General features: G+C 73.1%; 19 protein-coding genes and 1 pseudogene. 6 read left to right on the forward strand and 14 right to left on the reverse strand.

Annotated features, from left to right (window positions below):
- Positions 1-171: 171 nt before the first annotated feature.
- Positions 172-1,581, forward strand: coding sequence for a phytoene desaturase family protein (locus GA0115242_RS31975; protein WP_093834728.1), 1,410 nt, complete (start codon positions 172-174; stop codon positions 1,579-1,581).
- Complete coding sequence (locus tag GA0115242_RS31980; RefSeq protein WP_093834730.1) at positions 1,578-2,090, forward strand: O-acetyl-ADP-ribose deacetylase; 513 nt, start codon at positions 1,578-1,580, stop codon at positions 2,088-2,090. The genes GA0115242_RS31975 and GA0115242_RS31980 overlap by 4 nt, the downstream gene beginning before the upstream one ends.
- Before the next feature lie 59 nt (positions 2,091-2,149).
- Here GA0115242_RS31980 and GA0115242_RS31985 read toward each other — a convergent pair whose 3' ends face one another.
- The 6 genes from GA0115242_RS31985 to GA0115242_RS32005 all read right to left on the reverse strand — a co-directional run bounded on the left by GA0115242_RS31985 (position 2,150) and on the right by GA0115242_RS32005 (position 7,683).
- Positions 2,150-3,160 carry a LacI family DNA-binding transcriptional regulator gene (locus GA0115242_RS31985; RefSeq protein WP_093834732.1) on the reverse strand — a complete coding sequence of 337 codons (1,011 nt, stop codon included), beginning with the start codon at positions 3,158-3,160 and terminating at the stop codon, positions 2,150-2,152.
- Between the two features lie 2 nt (positions 3,161-3,162).
- Positions 3,163-3,645: a hypothetical protein gene (locus GA0115242_RS42005; RefSeq protein ID WP_237549423.1), complete on the reverse strand. Its 483-nt coding sequence runs from the start codon at positions 3,643-3,645 to the stop codon at positions 3,163-3,165.
- Between the two features lie 12 nt (positions 3,646-3,657).
- Positions 3,658-4,464, reverse strand: a complete 807-nt coding sequence (locus tag GA0115242_RS42010) for a hypothetical protein (RefSeq protein ID WP_237549424.1) — start codon at positions 4,462-4,464, stop codon at positions 3,658-3,660.
- Between the two features lie 74 nt (positions 4,465-4,538).
- Positions 4,539-6,101 (reverse strand): alpha-N-arabinofuranosidase, encoded by a 1,563-nt coding sequence (locus tag GA0115242_RS31995; protein ID WP_093834734.1) that lies wholly within the window; start codon positions 6,099-6,101, stop codon positions 4,539-4,541.
- Between the two features lie 176 nt (positions 6,102-6,277).
- Complete coding sequence (locus GA0115242_RS32000) at positions 6,278-7,246, reverse strand: M56 family metallopeptidase (protein ID WP_093834736.1); 969 nt, start codon at positions 7,244-7,246, stop codon at positions 6,278-6,280.
- Complete coding sequence (locus GA0115242_RS32005) at positions 7,243-7,683, reverse strand: BlaI/MecI/CopY family transcriptional regulator (RefSeq protein WP_093834738.1); 441 nt, start codon at positions 7,681-7,683, stop codon at positions 7,243-7,245. Before GA0115242_RS32005 ends, GA0115242_RS32000 begins: the two co-directional genes overlap by 4 nt.
- A 274-nt stretch (positions 7,684-7,957) precedes the next feature.
- Here GA0115242_RS32005 and GA0115242_RS32010 point away from each other — a divergent pair, with 274 nt between their 5' ends.
- The 3 genes from GA0115242_RS32010 to GA0115242_RS32020 all read left to right on the forward strand — a co-directional run bounded on the left by GA0115242_RS32010 (position 7,958) and on the right by GA0115242_RS32020 (position 10,897).
- Positions 7,958-8,482 carry a DUF7144 family membrane protein gene (locus tag GA0115242_RS32010; protein WP_237549425.1) on the forward strand — a complete coding sequence of 175 codons (525 nt, stop codon included), beginning with the start codon at positions 7,958-7,960 and terminating at the stop codon, positions 8,480-8,482.
- 215 nt (positions 8,483-8,697) lie between these two features.
- A complete protein-coding gene (locus GA0115242_RS32015) occupies positions 8,698-10,401 on the forward strand; it encodes an AlkA N-terminal domain-containing protein (protein WP_093834740.1) in 1,704 nt (567 codons plus the stop codon).
- 10 nt (positions 10,402-10,411) lie between these two features.
- Positions 10,412-10,897: a methylated-DNA--[protein]-cysteine S-methyltransferase gene (locus GA0115242_RS32020; protein ID WP_093834742.1), complete on the forward strand. Its 486-nt coding sequence runs from the start codon at positions 10,412-10,414 to the stop codon at positions 10,895-10,897.
- Positions 10,898-10,946: 49 nt separating this feature from the next.
- Here the strand turns inward: GA0115242_RS32020 and GA0115242_RS32025 are convergent, their stop codons facing one another.
- Positions 10,947-11,684, reverse strand: coding sequence for an SIR2 family NAD-dependent protein deacylase (locus GA0115242_RS32025; protein WP_093834744.1), 738 nt, complete (start codon positions 11,682-11,684; stop codon positions 10,947-10,949).
- 338 nt (positions 11,685-12,022) lie between these two features.
- Positions 12,023-12,517, reverse strand: a complete 495-nt coding sequence (locus GA0115242_RS32030) for an NUDIX domain-containing protein (protein ID WP_093834747.1) — start codon at positions 12,515-12,517, stop codon at positions 12,023-12,025.
- A gap of 337 nt (positions 12,518-12,854) precedes the next feature.
- Between GA0115242_RS32030 and GA0115242_RS32035 the strand changes: the two are divergent.
- Positions 12,855-14,047, forward strand: a pseudogene (locus tag GA0115242_RS32035) (glycerate kinase).
- A 90-nt stretch (positions 14,048-14,137) separates the two neighbouring features.
- On the opposite strand, the gene pssA reads toward GA0115242_RS32035, so the two are convergent.
- From pssA to GA0115242_RS32065, 6 genes are all read right to left on the reverse strand, one after another.
- Positions 14,138-14,956, reverse strand: coding sequence for a CDP-diacylglycerol--serine O-phosphatidyltransferase (gene pssA / locus GA0115242_RS32040; protein WP_093834749.1), 819 nt, complete (start codon positions 14,954-14,956; stop codon positions 14,138-14,140).
- Between the two features lie 22 nt (positions 14,957-14,978).
- Positions 14,979-15,635, reverse strand: coding sequence for a phosphatidylserine decarboxylase (locus tag GA0115242_RS32045; RefSeq protein ID WP_093834751.1), 657 nt, complete (start codon positions 15,633-15,635; stop codon positions 14,979-14,981).
- Between the two features lie 170 nt (positions 15,636-15,805).
- Positions 15,806-17,020 (reverse strand): acyl-CoA dehydrogenase family protein, encoded by a 1,215-nt coding sequence (locus GA0115242_RS32050; RefSeq protein ID WP_093834753.1) that lies wholly within the window; start codon positions 17,018-17,020, stop codon positions 15,806-15,808.
- Between the two features lie 2 nt (positions 17,021-17,022).
- Entirely contained in the window at positions 17,023-17,535 is a 513-nt protein-coding gene (locus GA0115242_RS32055; protein ID WP_093834755.1) for a MaoC family dehydratase, read from the reverse strand.
- A gap of 2 nt (positions 17,536-17,537) precedes the next feature.
- Entirely contained in the window at positions 17,538-18,545 is a 1,008-nt protein-coding gene (locus GA0115242_RS32060; protein ID WP_093834757.1) for an HpcH/HpaI aldolase/citrate lyase family protein, read from the reverse strand.
- On the reverse strand, positions 18,542-20,569 hold the full coding sequence (locus GA0115242_RS32065; RefSeq protein WP_093834759.1) for a protein meaA: 2,028 nt from the start codon (positions 20,567-20,569) through the stop codon (positions 18,542-18,544). Before GA0115242_RS32065 ends, GA0115242_RS32060 begins: the two co-directional genes overlap by 4 nt.
- Positions 20,570-20,574 lie beyond the last annotated feature (5 nt).

Consider the following 20,574-nt stretch of genomic DNA (forward strand, 5'->3'; position numbering starts at 1 on the left):
ACGGGTGCCGCGCCCACGCCCCCACCGGGCGCCGCGCTCAGCCCCGTCCCCGGGCCCCCGCCCCGCCCCGCCCCCGGGCGAACTCCACCCGCTTCGGGGCTCCGTCCGGTGTCCGGCCTATCCTGATCCCACTGGCCGTCGGCTGACGTTAGGGGTCCGAAGGTGCCGTCGATGCTCGATGCGGTCGTGGTGGGAGCGGGGCCGAACGGACTGACGGCCGCCGTGGAGCTGGCCCGGCGCGGCTTCTCCGTGGCCGTCTTCGAGGCCCGGGACACCGTGGGCGGGGGAGCCCGCACCGAGGAACTCACCCTCCCCGGCTTCCGTCACGACCCCTGCTCCGCCGCCCACCCCCTCGGGATCAGCTCCCCGGCGTTCCGCGCCCTGCCCCTGGAGCGGTACGGCCTGGAGTGGCTCCACCCCGAGCTGCCCATGGCGCACCCCTTCACCGACGGCACCGCGGCCGTGCTCTCCCGCTCGGTCGGCGAGACCGCCGCCTCCCTCGGCCCCCGGGACGCGGGCGCGTACCGCAGGCTCGTCGCGCCGTTCCTGACCCGGTGGGACACCCTCGTCCAGGACTTCATGTCGCTGCCGCGCACCGCCCTGCCACGCGACCCGGTGACGCTGGCCCGCTTCGGCCTTGCCGGGCTGCCGCCGTCGACGCTGCTCAGCCGCCGGTTCCAGGACGAGCGGGCCCGGACCCTGTTCGCCGGGCTCGTCGGCCACGTCATGGCCCCGCTCTCCGGATTCGCGACCGGCGCGATCGGCCTGGTGTTCGCGCTCGCCGCGCACGCCAGGGGCTGGCCGGTGGCGCGCGGCGGCTCCCAGTCCATCTCGGACGCGCTCGCCGCCCACCTCGCCGACCTCGGCGGCGCGATCCACACCGACTACGAGGTCAAGCGCCTCGACGACCTGCCCCCGGCGCGCGCCTACGTCTTCGACACCTCGCCCACCGCGTTGGCCCGCATCGCGGGCTTCGGGCGCGCCTTCGAGGGGTACCGCTACGGACCGGGCGTCTTCAAGATCGACTACGCGCTGGACGGCCCGGTGCCCTGGACCGCGGAGGCGGCCCGCTCCGCGGGCACCGTCCAGATCGGCGCCGACAGCGCGGAGATCGGCGCCGCGCTGCACGACGCGTCGCGCGGCGGGCGGGCGCCCCGGCGGCCCTTCATGATCACGGTGCAGCCCGGCGTCGTCGACCCGGGCCGTGCCCCCGCGGGCAAGCAGGTGTTCTGGGCGTACGCGCACGTGCCGAACGGCTGGACCGGAGACCTCACCGACGCCATGGAACGCCAACTGGAGCGCTTCGCACCGGGGTTCCGCGATCTGGTCCTCGCCCGCGCCACGGCCGGGCCGCCCGAACTCGCCGCCCGCAACGCCAACTACGTCGGCGGCGACATCGGCACCGGCGCGTTCACCGGCCTCCAGACCGTGCTGCGCCCCCGGTTGTCCCTGTCCCCGTACACCACCCCGCACCCGGCGGTCTTCCTCTGCTCGTCGGCGACCCCGCCGGGTCCCGGCGTGCACGGGATGTCGGGACACAACGCGGCGAAGGCCGTGTGGAGGAGGCTGCGCACCCCATGACGACGACCCTCACCCTGGTCAGGGGCGACATCACCCGGGAGAGCGTCGACGCGATCGTCAACGCGGCCAACTCCTCCCTCCTGGGCGGCGGCGGTGTCGACGGCGCCATCCACCGCAGGGGCGGCCCCGAGATCCTCGCCGCCTGCCGGGCGCTGCGCGCCTCCCGGTACGGCAAGGGCCTGCCGACCGGACAGGCGGTGGCGACGACCGCGGGCGCGCTGGACGCGCGCTGGGTGATCCACACCGTGGGCCCGGTGTGGAGCGCGGACGAGGACCGCTCCGCGCTGCTGGCCTCCTGCTACCGGGAGTCGCTCCGCGTCGCCGACGGACTCGGCGCCACCACCGTGGCGTTCCCCGCCGTCTCCACCGGTGTCTACGGCTGGCCGATGGACGACGGCGCCCGCATCGCGCTCGACACCGTCCGCACGGCGGACACCGCGGTCCGTGAGGCCAGGTTCGTGCTCTTCGACGACGCGGCGTACCGGGCCTTCGCCACGGCGCTCGGCTGAAGTCCCTTGCGGACAGGGCGTGTTGGCCCAGGCCGCGGGGAGAAGCGGGCGGCGGGCGGTCAGTCCGCCGCCGTCGACTCCCGGGCCACCACCCGGAACGGGCTCACGAACTCCTGCCGCTCAAGGGCCTGTCCGGGACGTTCGATGCGCTGCACCAGGAGGTCGACCGCGCGGGCGGCCATCAGATCGTGGTCCGGGTCGACGGTGGAGAGCGACGGGACGAGGTAGGCGCTCTCCGGGACGTCGTCGAAGCCGATCACCTTGACCTCGCCCGGCACCCGCACCCCGCAGTCGGCCAGTCCCCGCAGGACGCCGAGGGCGACCGTGTCGGTCACGCAGAACACCCCGTCCACGCCCCGTCCCCCAAACGCCAGTTCGCGGGCCGCCGCCGCCCCGGCCGCCATGGTGAGCCGGTCCACCGTGCGCACCAGGTCCGGTTGCACCGGCAGTCCCGCCTCCGTCAGGGCCCGCGTGTAGCCGCTGTGGCGCAGGCCGGAGACGTCCGTCTCGCCGGCCAACGGGCCGCAGACCAGGGCGATCCGGCGGCAGCCCCGGTCGATCAGATGGCGGGTCGCCGCGTGGGCGCCGTCGACGTTGGGCATGGCGACGTGGTCGACGGGACCGCCGAAGATCCGCTCGCCCAGGATGACCAGCGGATGGTCCGTCCTGAGCCGGTCCGCGTCGGCGGGGCCGAGCCCGACCGTGCTGAGGATGAGCCCGTCGTAGAGCCGGTTGCGGGACAGCGACAGCGCCGCCAGCTCGTTCTCCCGTACCGCGCCGGTCTGTTCGACGGCCACCCGCAGCCCGTGCCGGGCCGCCGCCGCGATGAGCGCGGCGGCGAGCCTGCCGTAGTAGGGGCGGTCGATCTCCGGGACGGCGAGCCCGATCGTGCCGGTGCGGCCCTTGCGCAGATTGCGGGCGGCGACGTTCACCCGGTAGTCGAGCCGGGTCATCGCCGCCATGACCCGTTCCCTGGTGGCGGGCCGCACGTTCGGGTGGCCGTTGATGACGTTCGACACCGTCATCGCCGACACCCCCGCCGCCCTGGCCACGTCCTGGATGGTCGTCACGCTCACTCCTGCCGCCGTTCCTCCCCCAGACGGTAGAGGGCGGCGCCGTGCGCGGGCAGGTCGACGGCGAGCCGGTGGCCGTCGTGCGGGGTGTCGCGGCGCGTCCACAGCTCGCGCACCCGGTCCTGGCGCCGGGCGCCGATCGAGCCGAGCGGCACGTGGAACCGGCGTGCCGCGCCGGACGTCGAGAAGACGGCGGCGTACCGCGTCCCGCCGTCGGTGTCCCGGGCCGTCCACAGCACGAGGTCGCCCTCGCGCAGCACCTCGCGGCCGCCGGTGCCGTGCCACAGCACCGCCGGCGCCTCGTCGTGGGTGAGCAGATCGATCGTCTCCGGCGGGCTGGTCGGCAGATCGCCGCCCATCATCAGCGGGGAGCGGGAGATCAGCCACAGCGTCAGCAGACTGATCTGCTCGTCCCGGGTCAGCGCGCTCATCCGGTCCTCGCCGCGCTCGGCGCGGATGCCGATGTGCCCGAGCGGCAGCATGTCCGCGTCCGCCTAGCCGCCCGCGCCCTGCCAGGGCGCCCACCGCGCCATCCGGGCGAACTGCGCCTCGACGTCGGCCCATCGGTCCCACAGGTCGTCGCAGACCCGCCACATGGTGGCGTTCTCCCGCAGATGGTCCAGGCGTGCCAGCGAGACGTCGGTGCCGGGGGAGAGGCTCAGCTCGATCGGACGCCCGCAGCGCTCGATCGCCCGCGCGTAGGCGGCGATCTCCCGCTCGTGGTACGGGAAGAGCATGTCGTCGGCCTTGACGAAGTCCACGCCCCACGCGGCGAACTGCGCCACCTGGGAGTCGTAGTACGCCTGCGCCCCCGGACTGCCGTGGTCCAGGCCGTAGTTGTCGGAGTTCCAGGGGCAGACGGACGAGGTGTCCGCGACCTCGTCGGCGGTGAACTCCGTGCCCAGTACAGGGAGTCGGGCGGCCACCGCGCGGCGCGGGATGCCCCGCATGATGTGCACCCCGAACCGCAGGCCGAGGGCGTGCACCCGTGCGGCGAGCGGCCCGAACCCGGCGCCGTCCGCAGCCGACGGGAAGCGTCCGGGGGCGGGGAGCTGACGCCCGTACGCGTCGAGGACCAGCGGCGCGTCCGGGTTGTAGCCGTGGGCTCGTGCGGTCGGCTCGTACCACTGGATGTCCACGACGACGGTGTCCCAGCCGTACGGCAGCATCCGCCGCCCGAGGAACTCCGCGTTGGCGAGCACCTCTTGCTCGGTGACGGTGGTGCCGTAGCAGTCCCAGCTGTTCCACCCCATCGGCGGGCGTGCGCGGCGGTCGGGGAGCGGACGGGCGGGTCGGTTCATCGGCGGGGTCTCCCGTATTACGGGCGCGGACGGCGGAGGTGGGGTGCTGCCCGTGCGGACGGGCACGCCTGTGCTCAGGGTGCGACGGCGGTCAGCGGGGCGCGCACGGTGGCGAAGGCGTGCGGGGGCAGGGTCAGCGTCAGGCCGCCGTCGACGGACCGGACGTCCTCGAACGGACGGGGCGCGACCGTGGCCTGCGCGCCCGGGGTGTTGTGGTCCTGGATCCTGGCGGCCGTCAGCAGCCTGGCGTCCGGGGCGCCGACCGTGCCGCCGCGCAGATCGAGCCGCACCTCGACCGGCCGGTCCGCGTCCAGATTGGTCAACGAGACCAGGAGCGAGCCGTCCTTGACGCTGGCCGAGGCCGACACCGTCTCCAACTCGGCCTCCCCGACGCTCCGTCGGGCCTGCGGGGCGCGCAGGTGCACGGCGAGGGAAGTCGCGTCCTGGTGGCCCTTGTTCATCTCGAACACGTGGTATGTCGGCGTCCGCACCAGCGCGTCGCCGTCGGTGAGCAGCATCGCCTGGAGCACGTTGACCGTCTGCGCGATGTTCGCCATGCGCAGACGGGCCGCGTGCTTGTGGAAGACGTCGAAGTGGATGCCGGCCACCAACGCGTCGCGCAGCGTGTTCTGCTGGAAGAGGAAGCCGGGGTTCGTGCCCGGCTCGACGTCCCACCAGGTGCCCCACTCGTCGAGCACCAGCCCGACCGTGCGGCCCCGGTCGTAGACGTCCATGACGGCGCTGTGACCGGCGATGATCCGGTCGACGTCGCGCGCCGACAGCATCGTCCGGTAGTAGTCGTCGGTGTCGAAGACGGTGGCGCTGCCCTTCGCCTCCCACGGTCCGGACAGCGTGTAGTGGTGGACCGAGAGGGACTGGAAGTAGGTCTTCGGCGTCGCCTCGCACCCGAAGCAACTGATCTGCTGCATCAGGGTCTCGGTCCACTTGTAGTCGTCGTCCGAGGCGCCGGACGCGATCCGGTGGAGCCGGTTGCCGCCGTGGTCGCGGCAGTACGTGGCGTACTGCCGGGCGAGGTCGGCCGAGTACTCGGCGCGCATGTTGCCGCCGCAGCCCCAGGTCTCGTTGCCGATGCCCCAGAACGGCACCCGCCACGGCCGCTCCCGGCCGTTCGCCCTGCGCAGCCGCACCATCGGGCTGTCGCCGTCCCGGGTCAGGTACTCGACCCACTCGCTCATCTCGCGGACCGTGCCGCTGCCGACGTTGCCGCTGATGTACGGCTCCGCGCCCAGGAGTTCGCACAGCGCCATGAACTCGTGGGTGCCGAAGTGGTTGTTCTCCTCGACGTCGCCCCAGTGCGTGTTGACCATCGTGGGCCGCTCCTCGCGCGGCCCGATGCCGTCCCGCCAGTGGTACTCGTCGGCGAAACAACCGCCGGGCCAGCGGAGGTTGGGGATGTCCAGCGCGCGCAGCGCCTCGACGACGTCGAGCCGGATGCCGCCCTCGTGGGGGATCGCGGAGTCCTCGCCGACCCAGAAGCCGCCGTAGACGCAGCTTCCGAGGTGCTCGGCGAAGTGGCCGTACAGATGGCGGCTGATCGTCGGGCCTTCGATGTCGAGGTTGATGACGGCCGTCGCCGAGACGGCGGGGACGGAGGTGGAGGCGCTGGCTGCGGACACGCGTGTGTTCCCCTCTGACGGACCGGAGATCCGCCGTGCCTGGGTTCCTCGGAGATCCTTTGTATCGATAAAAACCGCAGGGAGAACCTGGCACGGAGGCTCCGGCGGCGTCAAGGGACGTGCGGGGTGCGGATGGTTTCCGCAGGGGGCTCCCGGTGCTTCCCCGGGGCGTGCGGTCAGTCGTCGTCGGCCGGGGGAGACGGCGGCCGCTCGCCCTGGGCGATCTCGACGCCGGTGTGCAGATCGGTCGCCGCGTCCAGGGCCGCGGCCGCCGACAGGGCCACCGAGGCCAGCAGCAGGCAGGCGAGGACGCGGGAGAGCGGGGCGCGGGTGCGCGGGGCGCCCGCGAGCAGCGCGGAGACCCGGCGGGGGACGGGACCCGCCGTCGCCCCGAGCGCCAGCCGCGGACGGCGCGGACCGGGCCCAGGGCCCCGGACGGAGCGGGCGGCGAGCGCGGCACGCCCGACCGCGCGGGCGGTGAAGGCGCGGTCCCCGGTGGCCCGCGCGGCGGACTCGTCGGCCCAGCGCTCCAGCGCGAACGACAGCGGCTCGCGCAGGGAACGCAGGGCCGGGTGCAGGACGGCGGCCGACTCGGCGCAGACGAGGAAGAGATGGTGGCGCCCGGCGAGATGGGCGCGCTCGTGCGCCAACAGCGCCTCGCGCTCCCGCCCGTCGAGGGCCCGCAGCATCCCGGAGGTCACGACGATCCGGCCAGGACGTCCGGGCAGCGCGTACGCGTCGGGGCGCTCGTCCGGCAGGACGACGAGGTCGCCCGCGCCCGGGACGGCCCCCGACTCCCGCCGCGCGCGGCGCACTTCGCGCACCTGACGGCGGACACCGCGGGCGGCCAGGGCGCAGAGCGCCGTCAGCGCCAGGGCGGCCGCGACGGCGGCTGGGACCGTGGCGGGCGGGCCGACGTCGGGCAGCGAAGGGGAGAGCCGCGCGAACCGGGCGACGGAGGGCAGGCGCAGCGCCCCCGCCAGCGTCAGCAGGGCCAGCGCCGCCGTCGCGGAGAGGGCGAGCGCGCCCGACAGCACGGTGAGGGACCAGGCCGCGACCCGGGGCGGCAACTGCTCGGCGCCGCGCCGGGCGAGCGGGGCGGCGAGGAACGGCACGAGGAGGGGGAGCCAGACGGCGTAGATCACGCGGGCCCCTCGGGCGGCTGCGGGGACGGCAGGGGACGGGAGGCGTCCTGGCCGCCCTCCAGGAGGTCGCGCAGGAGGTCCTCGTCCTCGGGGCTCAGATCGGAGACGAAACGGGCGAGGACCGTGCTCCGGTCGTCGTCCTTGTCGAGTTCCGCGTGCATCCGGCGGGCGGTCAGCCCCGGCGCGTCCTGCGCGGGCGCGTACGCGTAGCCGCGTCCGGAGCGGGCGCGGGTGACCACGCCCTTGGCGTGCAGCCGGGTGAGGATCGTCGTCACGGTGGTGCGGGCGAGACCGGTGCCGAGTTCGAGCTGGACGGCGGCCGGGGTGAGGGGCGCGCCCGCGGCCCACAGCGCGGCCAGCACGCCGGCCTCCAGCTCGCCCGCGGGCCGGCGGTCCGGGCGGCCGTCGGCCTCCTCGTCGTGCTGCCTCTCGGGCATGGGAACTCTCCTCGGCTCTCCGTCGTCTACAAGACGGTAGACGTTCTGCGCGGACGGTGGGGACCGGCGCGGGCGCGGGCCCGCGCCGTCGGTTCCAGTATGCGAGGGGGTGCCCCGATGGCAGCAGGCGGTTCCCGGGTGCGTTCCGGCTGCTCACGGGCGTGGGCCGCGCTGCGGTGTCACCTGTTCGGCCTAACCGGAATGGCGGCGGGGGACCGCCGGCCGAAGGCTCGGAGGCAGCCGACAGAGGGGGCCGCAGAAGGGATCACCACCCATGAGCCAGCACCCAGGAGAACCGTCGGGCATACCGTCAGGAACGCCCTCGGGCGGCGCGCAGGACACCTGGTCGGGCGGTGCCTCGCCGCGATCGGGCCAGCCCCCGGAGCCCCCGCAGCACGCCCGTCACGGAGCCGGTGGCTGGGTGACCGGCGGCGTCGTCTTCGCCGGTGTGCTGATGCTGTGCAGCGGCATCCTCGCCGTGCTCCAGGGCATCGCCGCGATCGCCTCGGACGACGTCTACGGCCGCGTCGGGACCTACGTCTACGAGCTGAACCTCACCGGCTGGGGCTGGATCCACGTGATCCTCGGCGCCCTGGTCGCCGTCACCGGTCTCGGCGTCCTCAAGGGCGCGGCCTGGGCCAGGTTCCTCGGGATCTTCCTGGTCTCGCTCAGCCTGATCGCCCAGTTCCTGTTCCTGCCGTACCTGCCGGTCTGGTCCGTCGTGATGATGGCGATCGACGTCTTCGTCATCTGGGCGCTCGCCTCCCAGCAGGAGGCGGCCGGCCGCCGCGCGGTCTGAGCGGGGCCGGGCCCGACCACCCCGTCGGCACCGGCCCGAGCGGTCGCTCCCCGGCGGGCGGCCGCGACCACCTGCCCGAGGCTCCCCGGCGGCCCGACCCGAGCGGTCACGGCGGCCGGGGGGCCTCGGGCGCGCCCAGGGCAGCCGGGCTCGATGTCGGAAATCCGCCAGCCCGGCCCCGCCGGATCGTCGATGCTGGACCCATGCGGAACGGGATGCACACCGACACCGAGCGCTGCGTACGGGCCGTCCGGTCCAAGGACGCCCGCTTCGACGGCTGGTTCTTCACGGCCGTCCTCACCACGCGCATCTACTGCCGCCCGAGCTGCCCCGTGGTGCCGCCCAAGCCCGAGAACATGACGTTCCTGCCCAGCGCCGCGGCCTGCCAGCAGGCCGGATTCCGGGCCTGCAAACGCTGCCGCCCCGACACCAGCCCCGGCTCCCCGGAGTGGAACCTCCGCGCCGACCTGGTCGCGCGCGCGATGCGGCTGATCGCGGACGGCGTGGTGGACCGCGAGGGCGTCCCCGGGCTCGCCGCCCGGCTCGGCTACAGCACCCGGCAGACCGAGCGCCAGTTGCTCGCGGAGCTGGGCGCGGGCCCGCTCGCGCTCGCCCGCGCCCAGCGCGCGCAGACCGCACGGGTGCTGATCGAGACCACGCCGCTCCCGATGGCGGACGTCGCCTTCGCCGCCGGGTTCGCCTCGATCCGCGCCTTCAACGACACCGTCCGCGAGGTCTACGCCCTCACCCCGAGCGAGCTGCGCACGCGCGCGGGGAAGTCGGCCGGGCACTCACGGCCCGCGGTCCGGGCGGACACGGCGGGTGGATCGGGGGGCGGGGCGCGAGGCTCGGCGAACGCCCTCGGAACATCGGGCACGCCAGGTACTCCTGGTGCACCCGACACGTCAGGCACACCTGGCTGGTCAGGCGCGCTGGGCGGGTCGTCCACGCCGGGCACGTCAAACGCACGGGGCATGTCAAGCACACTTGGCACGCCAGAGACTCCCGGTGCCCCCGGTGCTCCCGGCACCCCCGGCACGCTCACCCTGCGGCTTCCCTTCCGGGCCCCGCTGCATCCGGACAACCTCTTCGGGCATCTCGCCGCCACCGCGGTGCCCGGGGTGGAGGAGTGGCGGGACGGCGCCTACCGCCGCACCCTGCGCCTGCCCTACGGACACGGCATCGTCGCGCTGGCCCCGCGCCCCGACCACATCGCCTGCCGCCTCACCCTCAGCGACCTGCGGGACCTGACCGTCGCCATCAGCCGCTGCCGCCGCATGCTCGACCTGGACGCGGACCCGGTCGCCGTCGACGACCAGTTGCGCACCGACCCGGTCCTGGCGCCCCTGGTCGACAAGGCGCCCGGCCGCCGGGTGCCGCGCACGGTGGACGAGGAGGAGTTCGCGCTGCGCGCCGTCCTCGGACAGCAGGTCTCCACCGCCGCCGCCCGCACCCACGCGGGCCGCCTGGTCCTCGCCCACGGCGACCCGGTCGACGACCCCGAGGGCGGTCTCACCCACCTCTTCCCGACCGCCGCGTCGCTCGCCGGGCTCGACCCCGAGTCCCTCGCGATGCCCCGCACCCGCCGCACCACCTTCACCACCCTGGTGAGCCGCCTCGCCGACGGCGGGATCCACCTGGGCCCCGACAGCGACTGGGCCGAGACACGCGCCCGGCTCCTGGCCCTGCCCGGGTTCGGTCCCTGGACGGTCGACGCCATCGCGATGCGCGCCCTGGGCGACCCCGACGCCTTCCTCCCCACCGACCTCGGCGTCCGCCGCGCCGCCGGGGGACTCGGCCTTCCCACCACCCCGGCCGCCCTCACGGCCCGAGCGGCTCGGTGGCGCCCCTGGCGGGCGTACGCCGTGCAGTACCTGTGGGCGACCGACAGCCACCCGATCAACGTCCTTCCGGCCTAGGAAACACACGATGACCAAGCAACACACGGTGATGGACAGCCCGTACGGCGCTCTGACCCTCGTCGCGGACGACGGCGTCCTGTGCGGTCTCTACATGACCGAGCAGCGCCACCGCCCGCCCGAGGAGAACTTCGGCCCCCGCGACGACACACCCTTCGCCGCGACCGAGGAGCAGTTGGCGGCGTACTTCGCGGGCGAGCTGACGGAGTTCACGGTCCCCCTGCGGCTGCACGGCACCCCGTTCCAGCGGACCGTCTGGGAGCAGCTCCTCGCCATCCCCTACGGCGAGACCCGCTCCTACGGCCAGCTCGCCGACGCGCTCGGCAACCCGCAGGCGTCCCGCGCGGTCGGCCTCGCCAACGGGAAGAACCCGGTCAGCATCATCGTCCCGTGCCACCGGGTGGTCGGGGCGAGCGGCAGCCTCACCGGGTACGGCGGCGGCCTGAGCCGCAAGCAGCAGCTCCTGGACTTCGAGAGCGGAACGGCCCTCTTCTGACCGTCAGCCCCGGCCTCGGGACGTGCCGTGCGCAGGCCCCGCCGGGGTGTCAGGCGTCGGCGGCGTCCCGGAGGGCGGCGAGGAGCCTGGGCAGGGCGGTGCCGATGGGCTCGCGCACCAGCTCGTCCGCGCGGTCGTCGTAGGGGGTGGCCTCGGCGTTGACGATGGTCAGCCGGGCGCCGTGGTCGGCCGCGATCCCGGCCAGCCCGGCGGCGGGCTGCACCTGGAGGGTCGTCCCCACGGCGAAGAACTGACGGCACGCCTTGCTGATGGCGAGCGCCTCGGAGAGCACCACCGGGTCGAGGCGCTCGCCGAACATCACCGTCGCCGACTTGAGGATGCCGCCGCAGACCAGGCACGGCGGATCGGCCTCACCCGCCACGACCCGGGCGAGGGCGTCCGCCATCGGGCCGCGCGCGTCGCAGCCGGTGCAGACGACACTCCGGGCGCTGCCGTGCAGCTCCAGCACCTTGCGGGCGCTCAGCCCGGCGCGCTGGTGCAGTCCGTCGACGTTCTGCGTGATCACCCGCACCGGCACCCCGGCCCGCTCCAGATCGGCCACCGCCACGTGCGCCGCGTTCGGCTCGGCCTGGAGGGCGCGGTTCCTGAGCCGCAACTGCCAGGAGCGCCGCCTGATCTCCGGGTCGGCCATGTAGTACGCGTACGTGACGAGCTTCTCGGCCTCGGGGTCCTTGCGCCACACGCCGTTGGGTCCCCGGTAGTCGGGGATCCCGGAGTCCGTCGAGATGCCTGCGCCGCTCAACACGGCGACGAGGGGCTTCGTCATGGCACCGAGGGTAGGTCGGCGGAGGGGAACGGGGCGAACGGATATGAGGACACCGGGGTGACCGGCGCCCGACCGTGCCCGGCGCCCGCACGGATCAGGGCGCCCGACCGTGCCCGGAGCCCGCACGTGACCGGCGTCGACCGTGCCCGGCGCCCGCAGGGGACAGGGCGCCCGCACCTGACCGGCGCCCGTACGGATCAGGGCGCCCTACCGGGACCGGCGTCCGCAGTGACGCCCGACCGTGACCGGCGCCCCCACCGGCGCACGCCCGCGTGAAGGCGGGCGCGCTGGCCTCTCGTCAGGGTCCCGGCGTGGCGGAGACGCGCCCGGGGCCGCCGTCAGGCCACCCGGTGGCCGTTCTCCAGCTCCGCCGTGCCGCCGCCGTCCGCGAGGATCTCCAGGGCGACCTGGACCCGGCGGCCGAGGGAGCCGGAGAGGTGCTCGGGCAGGTCCGCGGGCGCGACCAGGCGCCAGGACAGCAGTTCCTCCTCCTGGAGCCGGATCGCCCCGAGGTCGGCCGCGGTCAGGAGACCGCCGTCGTACAGGTACGCGACCAGGGGCGGGCGGTCCGGGCCCCGCACCCAGTCCACCGCGAGCAGGCGGCCGGGCTCGCGGTCCAGGCCGATCTCCTCCGCCGTCTCGCGGCGCGCGCCCTGCCGGGGCGTCTCGCCGTCGTCGGACTCGACGGTGCCGCCCGGCAGCGCCCAGCCCTCCCGGTAGTTCGGCTCGACGAGCAGGACCCGGCCCTCCTCGTCGCGCAGGAGGACGGCTGCCCCGGCGAGGACGCGGGGCAGGCCCGCGATGTACGTGGCGAAGTCTTGGGTGGTGGCCATGGGGGAAGCCTAGCCAGCCGGTCGGGGCGAGCGGGCGGGCCGCCCGGCGATCACCCTCAACACGTCTGTGCACACGCGGAGTTCGGGGGTCCGGGAACCGTCGCGCGGGGAGCCGGGGCCGGGGTGGGGACGGCGCATGCGGCCCTGTGCGCCGTCCCCGTGCAGGTCGGCGGCGCCGCCGGGGGGTGTGCGGCGGCCGGGCGGAGCATGGCGGCGCGGCCCTGCTCCGGTTAAGGTCGCAGCGGCGCGACTGGCCGCGACATGCGTCGGGCCCGGAGAGCAAGGGGAAACACACGTGGCGGACGCTGTGGGCAACAGGGCCGCGAGGGACCAGCGGGTGCTGGTCGCCGCGGACAAGTTCAAGGGGTCGCTGACGGCCGTGCAGGTCGCGGAGCGGGTGACGGCCGGGCTGCGCCGGGTCGTGCCGGGCGTCGAGGTGACGTCGCTGCCGGTGGCCGACGGCGGGGACGGCACCGTGGACGCGGCGGTCGCCGCCGGTTTCGCGCGGCACGAGGTCCGCGTCGCGGGGCCGCTGGGCGACGAGGTGACGGCGGCGTTCGCGCTGCGCGGCGACACGGCGGTCGTCGAGATGGCCGAGGCGAGCGGGTTGCAGCGGCTGCCCGCGGGCGTCCTCGCGCCGCTGACGGCGTCCACGTACGGCGCGGGCGAACTGCTGCGGGCCGCGCTGGACGCGGGGGCGCGCACGATTGTCTTCGGCGTCGGCGGCAGCGCCACCACCGACGGCGGGGCCGGGATGCTCTCCGCGCTGGGCGCGCGGTTCCTGGACGCCGACGGGGAGCCGGTGCCGCCGGGCGGCGGCGGGCTCGCGGAGCTGGCCTCCGCCGACCTGTCGGGACTCGACCCGCGCCTGGCCGCCGTGGAGCTGGTCCTCGCCAGCGACGTCGACAACCCGCTCACCGGTCCGAAGGGGGCGCCGGCCGTGTACGGGCCGCAGAAGGGCGCCTCGCCCGAGGACGTGCGGGCCCTCGACGAGGCCCTCACCCACTACGCCAAGATTTTGGAGGGCGCCCCCGCCCCGGAGGGGCCGGTTCCGGCGGACCGTCCGGCGCGCGGGACGCCTCGGGCGGCGGGCGCGGTGCCGTCCTCGGGGCGCGTGCCGCCGAGCACGCGGTGTCGCCGGGCGCGGGCGCGGCGGGCGGCATCGGCTACGGGGCGCTCCTCGTCGGGGCGCGCTTCCGGCCCGGCATCGAGGTCATGCTGGACGTCCTCGGCTTCGCGGCCGCCCTGGAGCGCGCCGAGCTGGTGATCACCGGCGAGGGCTCCCTCGACGAGCAGACCCTGCACGGCAAGGCTCCCGCGGGGGTCGCGGCGGCGGCGCGGGCTGCGGAGAAGGAGGTCGTCGCGGTCTGCGGACGTCTCACCCTGCCCCCGGAGGCCCTCGGCCGGGCCGGTATCCGCCGCGCCTACCCCCTGACCGGCGTCGAGCCCGACGTGGCCACCTGCATCGCGGACGCGGGCCCGATCCTGGAACGGGTGGCGGAGCAGATCGCCCGCGACTTCCTGGTCTGACCCGCCCGCCCCGGACAGCCGCCCGGGTACCGACGGAAAGGGCCCCGAGCCGGTCGGCTCGGGGCCCTTCGTCGTCGTCGCGCCGCCGTGTTACGGCAGCTGTGCCGCGCGCGCCTCGCGGCGGTTGTCGCGGAAGTTGTTCACCCGGCGGGCCGTGGCGAACAGCGGGATCACCGCGCCCATGACGAGCTGGAGCGCACAGCCCGTCTGGAGGAGGAGCTGACCGCTCGGGGCGTCGAAGGCCCAGGCGGCGAGCAGCCCCATCGAGAGCACGATCCAGGACAGCATCGCCACGGCGAGGCGGCCGCGCGGCTTCGGGTACTCGACCCGGCTCACCATCAGCCAGGCGGTGCCGAGGATGGCCAGCAGCGTCGCCACGAAGGGCAGTTCGAGCAGGACGATGGAGACGACCGTCAGCGCGCCGAACGGGCTCGGCATGCCCTGGAACATGCCGTTGCGCGGCGTCACGCAGGAGAAGCGGGCCAGGCGCAGCACGACGGCCAGCAGCACGACGATCGCCCCGAGCGCGGCCATTCTCTGGTGCGCGTCGTCGGCGACCATGCCGTAGACGAGGACGAAGTACGCGGGCGCCAGACCGAAGCTGATCAGGTCCGAGAGGTTGTCCAGCTCGGCGCCCATGGGGGAGGAGCGCAGCTTGCGCGCCACGAGGCCGTCGAAGAGGTCGAAGACCGCCGCGCAGAGCATCAGGATGACCGCGGTGGCCGCGCTGTGGCGGGCCATGCCGGATTCCTGGCTGCCGGTGAGGTGCGGGATCAGGATGCCGGTGGTGGTGAAGTACACCGCCATGAAGCCGCACGTGGCGTTGCCGAGCGTCAGGGTGTCCGCTATCGACAGGCGCAGAGAGAGGGGCATCTCCTCCTCGTCGTCCGCCTCGTCGGCCTCGGGCACCCAGCCCGCCTGAGTCTCAGGATCAATCACGGTCAATGCGAGTCACCCCAGCCACCGTCTTCTGACCGACCTCGACCGCGATCTCCACGCCCTCGGGCAGGTAGATGTCCACGCGCGAACCGAAGCGGATCAGACCGATGCGCTCACCCTGCTCGACCTTGGTGCCCTGCGGCACGTAGGGGACGATGCGTCGGGCGACGGCGCCGGCGATCTGGATCATCTCGATGTCGCCGAGTTCGGTGTCGAAATGCCAGACTACGCGCTCGTTGTTCTCGCTCTCCTTGTTGAACGCCGGGACGAACCCACCGGGGATGTGTTCGACCGACGTCACGGTACCGGCGAGCGGGGCGCGGTTGACGTGGACGTTGAGCGGGCTCATGAAGATCGCGACGCGGGTGCGTCCGTCCTTCCACGGCATGATGCTCTGCACCACACCGTCGGCGGGCGAGATGACCCGGCCCCGGGTGATCTCGCGCTCGGGGTCGCGGAAGAACCACAGCATGCCCGCCGCGAGCGCGGTGGCGGGCACGGCCACGGCCTTGGCGGCACCGCTCTTGCGGGCGCGGACCAGGCTGAGGGCTGCGGTGGCGACGGTCGGGAGAAGCCACGGCGATGCTCCGCGCGCGAGGCGTGTGCCGACCAGGCTGTCGCGAGGTGCAGAGGTTTGGCTGTGGGGCATGGATGACCTTCGTAGCGGATGATGCCGCGCTGTGACGGGGGACGGCGGCTTTCCCGGGATCGTACCGGGCGCGGGCCACAACTGGGCAAGCCAGGAAGCCGAGTCGGCGTTCGAAGCGCGTCGGAGGGGTGTGATCTTCTTCTCCAAGAAAACACCCCGTATCCGGACAATCAGCCCTGGAACCGATATTCTTCGAGCAGCCTGCGACCGATGATCATTTTCTGGATCTCGGCGGTACCTTCGCCGATCAGCAGCATCGGCGCCTCGCGGTAGAGGCGCTCGATCTCGTACTCCTTGGAGAAGCCGTAGCCGCCGTGGATCCGGAAGGCGTCCTCGACGACCTCCTTGCAGTACTCGGAGGCGAGGTACTTCGCCATCCCCGCTTCGAGGTCGTTTCGCTGCCCGGAATCCTTTTTGCGTGCCGCGTTCACCATCATGGCATGCGCGGCCTCGACCTTGGTAGCCATCTCCGCCAGCTTGAACTGGATGGCCTGGTGGTGGGCGATCTGCTTGCCGAAGGTGTGGCGCTGCTGCGCGTACCGGACGCCGAGTTCGAAGGCACGCTGAGCGACCCCGCAGCCACGCGCCGCGACGTTGACGCGGCCCACCTCGACGCCGTCCATCATTTGGTAAAAACCTCGGCCGGTGGTGCCGCCGAGCACACGATCGGCGGGAACCCGCAGGTCGTCCATGATCAACTCGGTGGTGTCGACGCCCTTGTAGCCCATCTTGTCGATCTTCCCGGGGATGGTGAGGCCGGGGCGGACCTCGCCGAAACCGGGCTCCTTCTCGACCAGGAACGTCGTCATCGACCGGTGCGGTCGGGCGGCCACCTCCTCCGCGGAGTGTCCTTCATCACTTCTGACGAGAACGGCGACCAGACTTGACGTCCCACCGTTCGTCAGCCACATCTTCTGACCGTTCAGGACGTACTCGTCGCCGTCCCTGACCGCCTTCGAGGTGATGGCCGACACGTCGGAGCCGAGGCCCGGTTCGGACATCGAGAAGGCGCCCCGGATGTCACCGGCCGCCATCCGCGGCAGGAAGTGCTCCTTCTGCTCCGCGGTGCCGTACTGCTTGAGCATGTACGCCACGATGAAATGGGTGTTGATGATGCCGGAGACCGACATCCAGCCGCGCGCGATCTCCTCCACGCACAGCGCGTAGGTGAGCAGCGACTCGCCGAGGCCCCCGTACTCCTCCGGGATCATCAGGCCGAAGAGGCCCAACTCCCTGAGCCCGTCGACGATCTGCTGCGGATACTCGTCACGGTGCTCGAGCTCCGTGGCGACCGGCAGGATCTCCTTGTCCACGAAGTCCCGCACGGTGGAGAGGATCTCCCGCTGGACGTCGTCGAGTCCGGCGGTCTGGGCGAGTCGCGCCATGGCTACTTCTCCTGCTGCTCGGGTTCGGGTCGGCCCGGCTGTTCGCCGCCGCGCTCCTTGATGTACGTCCCGGTCGGCACCATCACCTTGCGCCGGAACACGCAGACGAGCGTGCCGTCCTGCTTGTGACCGCGGGTCTCGACGTGCACGATCCCGCGGTCGTCCTTCGACTTCGACGGCCACTTGTCCAGCACGGTGGTCTCGCCGTAGAGCGTGTCCCCGTGGAAGGTCGGCGCCACGTGCCGCAGCGACTCGATCTCCAGGTTGGCGATCGCCTTGCCCGACACGTCCGGCACCGACATGCCGAGCAGCAGCGAGTAGATGTAGTTCCCGACGACGACGTTCTTCCCGAAGTCGGTCGTGTTCTCGGCGTAGTTGGCGTCCAGGTGGAGCGGGTGGTGGTTCATGGTGAGGAGGCAGAAGAGGTGGTCGTCGTACTCGGTGACCGTCTTGCCCGGCCAGTGCTTGTAGACCGCGCCGACCTCGAACTCCTCGTAGGTGCGCCCGAACTGCATGCTCACGCCTCCGGGATCTCGAAGGAACTGGTGCGCTTCAGGCCGGCCGCGCGGCCCTTGCCGGAGACGACCAGCGCCATCTTGCGGCTCGCCTCGTCGATCATCTCGTCGCCGAGCATCGCCGAGCCCTTCTTGCCGCCCGCCTCGGACGTGCAGTAGTCGTAGGCGTCGAGGATCAACTCGGCGTGGTCGTAGTCCTCCTGGGACGGCGAGAAGATCTCGTTCGACGCCTCGACCTGCCCCGGGTGCAGCACCCACTTGCCGTCGAAGCCGAGCGCGGCGGCCCGCCCGGCGACCTCGCGGAAGCCGTCGACGTTGCGGATCTGGAGGTAGGGGCCGTCGATCGCCTGGAGGTCGTGGGCGCGGGCGGCCATCAGGATCTTCATCAGGATGTAGTGGTAGGCGTCCGCCGGGTAGCCGGGCGGCTGTTCGCCCACCACGAGCGTCTTCATGTTGATCGACGCCATGAAGTCGGCCGGGCCGAAGACGATCGTCTCCAGCCGGGGGCTGGCCTGCGCGATCGCGTCGACGTTGGTGAGGCCGCGGGCGTTCTCGATCTGCGCCTCGATGCCGATCCGGCCGACCTCGAACCCCATGGCCTTCTCGATCTGGGTGAGCAGCAGGTCGAGGGCGACGATCTGCTGCGCGTCCTGCACCTTGGGCAGCATCAGGCAGTCCAGGTTCTGGCCCGCCCCCTCGACCACGGTGACGACGTCCCGGTAGGTCCACTCGGTCGTCCAGTCGTTGACGCGCACCACCCGCGTCTTGCCGCTCCAGTCCCCCTCGTTGAGGAACTTCACGATGGTGTGGCGGGCCCCGGGCTTGGCCAGCGGCGCGCACGCGTCCTCCAGGTCGAGGAAGACCTGGTCGGCCGGGAGGCCCTGGGCCTTCTCCAGGAAGCGCGGGTTGCTCCCCGGGACCGCGAGGCAGGAGCGGCGCGGACGCAGGCGGTCCGGGGCGGCGGAGCCGCTCGCCGGGAGGGCGGTGGTGGGAGACGGGCGGGCGGTCATGCCGTGACCTCCAGAGGGTCGAGCTTGTTCGCTGTGCGGATCTCGTCGACGATACGGCCGATGATTCCGGTGATGTCGAAGTCCTTCGGCGTGAACACCGCGGCCACTCCGGCGGCCCTGAGCCGCTCGGCGTCGCCCTGCGGGATGATGCCCCCGGCGATCACCGGGATGTCGTGCGCCCCGGCGTCGCGCAGCCGCTCCAGCACGTCGGGCACCAGTTGGGCGTGCGAGCCGGAGAGGATGGAGAGGCCGACCGCGTGCACGTCCTCGGCGAGCGCCGCGTCCACGATCTGCTCGGGGGTCAGCCTGATGCCCTGGTAGACCACCTCGAACCCGGCGTCCCTGGCCCGCACGGCGATCTGCTCGGCGCCGTTGGAGTGCCCGTCGAGCCCCGGCTTGCCGACCAGGAAGCGGAGCCTGCCGACGCCCAGGTCGCGCGCCGTGTCCTCGACCTTGCGGCGGACCCCGGCGAGCGCCGAGCCCGCCTCCGCGGGGACCGCGACCGGCGCCGAGGAGACCCCGGTCGGGGCCCGGAACTCGCCGAACACCTCGCGCAGGGCCCCGGCCCACTCGCCGGTCGTGGCCCCGGCGCGGGCGCACTCCAGGGTGGCCGCCATCAGGTTGCCCGTGCCCCGCGCCGCTTCCTTCAGCCGTTCGAGCGCCTTGCACGGCCTGGGGTGGTTGAACGGCGGCTGGTACCGGGTGTCGCGCCAGCGCGCGAGGTCCTCGACCACCCGTGCCTCGACCGCCGGGTCCACCGTCTGGACGGCCGTGTCCAGATCGGCGGTGAGCGGGTTCGGCTCGGTCGTCTCGAAGACGTTGACGCCGACGATCTTCTCCTGGCCCGACTCGATGCGGGCCCGGCGCTCGGCGTGCGAGGAGACGAGCTGCGCCTTCAGATAGCCCGACTCGACGGCGGCCATCGCGCCGCCCATCTCCTCGATCCGCGCCATCTCCGCGAGCGACTCCCCGACGAGATCGGCCACCTTCGCCTCGACCACGTGCGACCCGGCGAACAGGTCCTCGTACTCCAACAGGTCGCTCTCGTGCGCCAGTACCTGCTGGATGCGCAGCGACCACTGCTGGTCCCAGGGCCGGGGCAGCCCCAACGCCTCGTTCCAGGCCGGGAGTTGGACGGCACGGGCGCGGGCGTCCTTGGACAGGGTCACCGCCAGCATCTCCAGGACGATCCGCTGGACGTTGTTCTCCGGCTGCGCCTCCGTCAGGCCGAGGGAGTTGACCTGGACGCCGTAGCGGAAGCGGCGCTGCCTGGGGTCCTCGATGCCGTACCGCTCGTGCGTCACCCGGTCCCAGATCCGGCTGAACGCCCGCATCTTGCACATCTCCTCGACGAACCGCACCCCGGCGTTGACGAAGAACGAGATGCGCGCGACGACGTCGCCCCTGCGGTCCTCGGGGATCTGCCCCGAGGCGAACACCGCGTCCAGCACCGCGATCGCGGTCGACATCGCGTACGCGATCTCCTGGACCGGGGTGGCTCCCGCCTCCTGGAGGTGGTAGCTGCAGATGTTGATCGGGTTCCACTTGGGCATGTGGTGGACCGTGTAGCAGATCATGTCGGTCGTCAGCCGCAGCGAGGGACCCGGCGGGAACACATGGGTGCCCCGGGACAGGTACTCCTTCACGATGTCGTTCTGGGTGGTCCCCTGGAGGTCGGCGAGGTCCGCGCCCTGCTCCTCCGCGACGACCTGGTAGAGCGCCAGGAGCCACATGGCGGTGGCGTTGATCGTCATCGAGGTGTTCATCCGTTCCAGCGGGATGTCCTGGAACAGCCGCCGCATGTCGCCGAGATGGGCGACCGGCACGCCGACCCGGCCGACCTCGCCGCGGGCGAGGACGTGGTCGGAGTCGTACCCGGTCTGGGTCGGCAGGTCGAAGGCGACCGACAGACCCGTCTGCCCCTTGGCGAGGTTGCGCCGGTACAGCTCGTTGGACGCCTCGGCGGTGGAGTGACCGGCGTACGTGCGCATCAGCCACGGCCGGTCCTTCTGGCGCTCAGTCATCGGTG

It is taken from the genome of Streptomyces sp. SolWspMP-5a-2 (assembly GCF_900091845.1).
Lineage (GTDB): Bacteria > Actinomycetota > Actinomycetes > Streptomycetales > Streptomycetaceae > Streptomyces > Streptomyces doudnae.

Coding starts and splice junctions, on each gene's coding strand:
- GA0115242_RS31975 (WP_093834728.1), top strand. CDS start 172: ATGCTCGATGCGGTCGTGGTGGGAGCGGGGCCGAACGGACTGACGGCC.
- GA0115242_RS31980 (WP_093834730.1), top strand. CDS start 1,578: ATGACGACGACCCTCACCCTGGTCAGGGGCGACATCACCCGGGAGAGC.
- GA0115242_RS42005 (WP_237549423.1), bottom strand. CDS start 3,645: ATGCTGCCGCTCGGGCACATCGGCATCCGCGCCGAGCGCGGCGAGGAC.
- GA0115242_RS42010 (WP_237549424.1), bottom strand. CDS start 4,464: ATGAACCGACCCGCCCGTCCGCTCCCCGACCGCCGCGCACGCCCGCCG.
- GA0115242_RS32005 (WP_093834738.1), bottom strand. CDS start 7,683: ATGCCCGAGAGGCAGCACGACGAGGAGGCCGACGGCCGCCCGGACCGC.
- GA0115242_RS32010 (WP_237549425.1), top strand. CDS start 7,958: ATGAGCCAGCACCCAGGAGAACCGTCGGGCATACCGTCAGGAACGCCC.
- GA0115242_RS32015 (WP_093834740.1), top strand. CDS start 8,698: ATGCACACCGACACCGAGCGCTGCGTACGGGCCGTCCGGTCCAAGGAC.
- GA0115242_RS32020 (WP_093834742.1), top strand. CDS start 10,412: ATGACCAAGCAACACACGGTGATGGACAGCCCGTACGGCGCTCTGACC.
- GA0115242_RS32025 (WP_093834744.1), bottom strand. CDS start 11,684: ATGACGAAGCCCCTCGTCGCCGTGTTGAGCGGCGCAGGCATCTCGACG.
- GA0115242_RS32030 (WP_093834747.1), bottom strand. CDS start 12,517: ATGGCCACCACCCAAGACTTCGCCACGTACATCGCGGGCCTGCCCCGC.
- GA0115242_RS32045 (WP_093834751.1), bottom strand. CDS start 15,635: ATGCCCCACAGCCAAACCTCTGCACCTCGCGACAGCCTGGTCGGCACA.
- GA0115242_RS32050 (WP_093834753.1), bottom strand. CDS start 17,020: ATGGCGCGACTCGCCCAGACCGCCGGACTCGACGACGTCCAGCGGGAG.
- GA0115242_RS32055 (WP_093834755.1), bottom strand. CDS start 17,535: ATGCAGTTCGGGCGCACCTACGAGGAGTTCGAGGTCGGCGCGGTCTAC.
- GA0115242_RS32060 (WP_093834757.1), bottom strand. CDS start 18,545: ATGACCGCCCGCCCGTCTCCCACCACCGCCCTCCCGGCGAGCGGCTCC.
- GA0115242_RS32065 (WP_093834759.1), bottom strand. CDS start 20,569: ATGACTGAGCGCCAGAAGGACCGGCCGTGGCTGATGCGCACGTACGCC.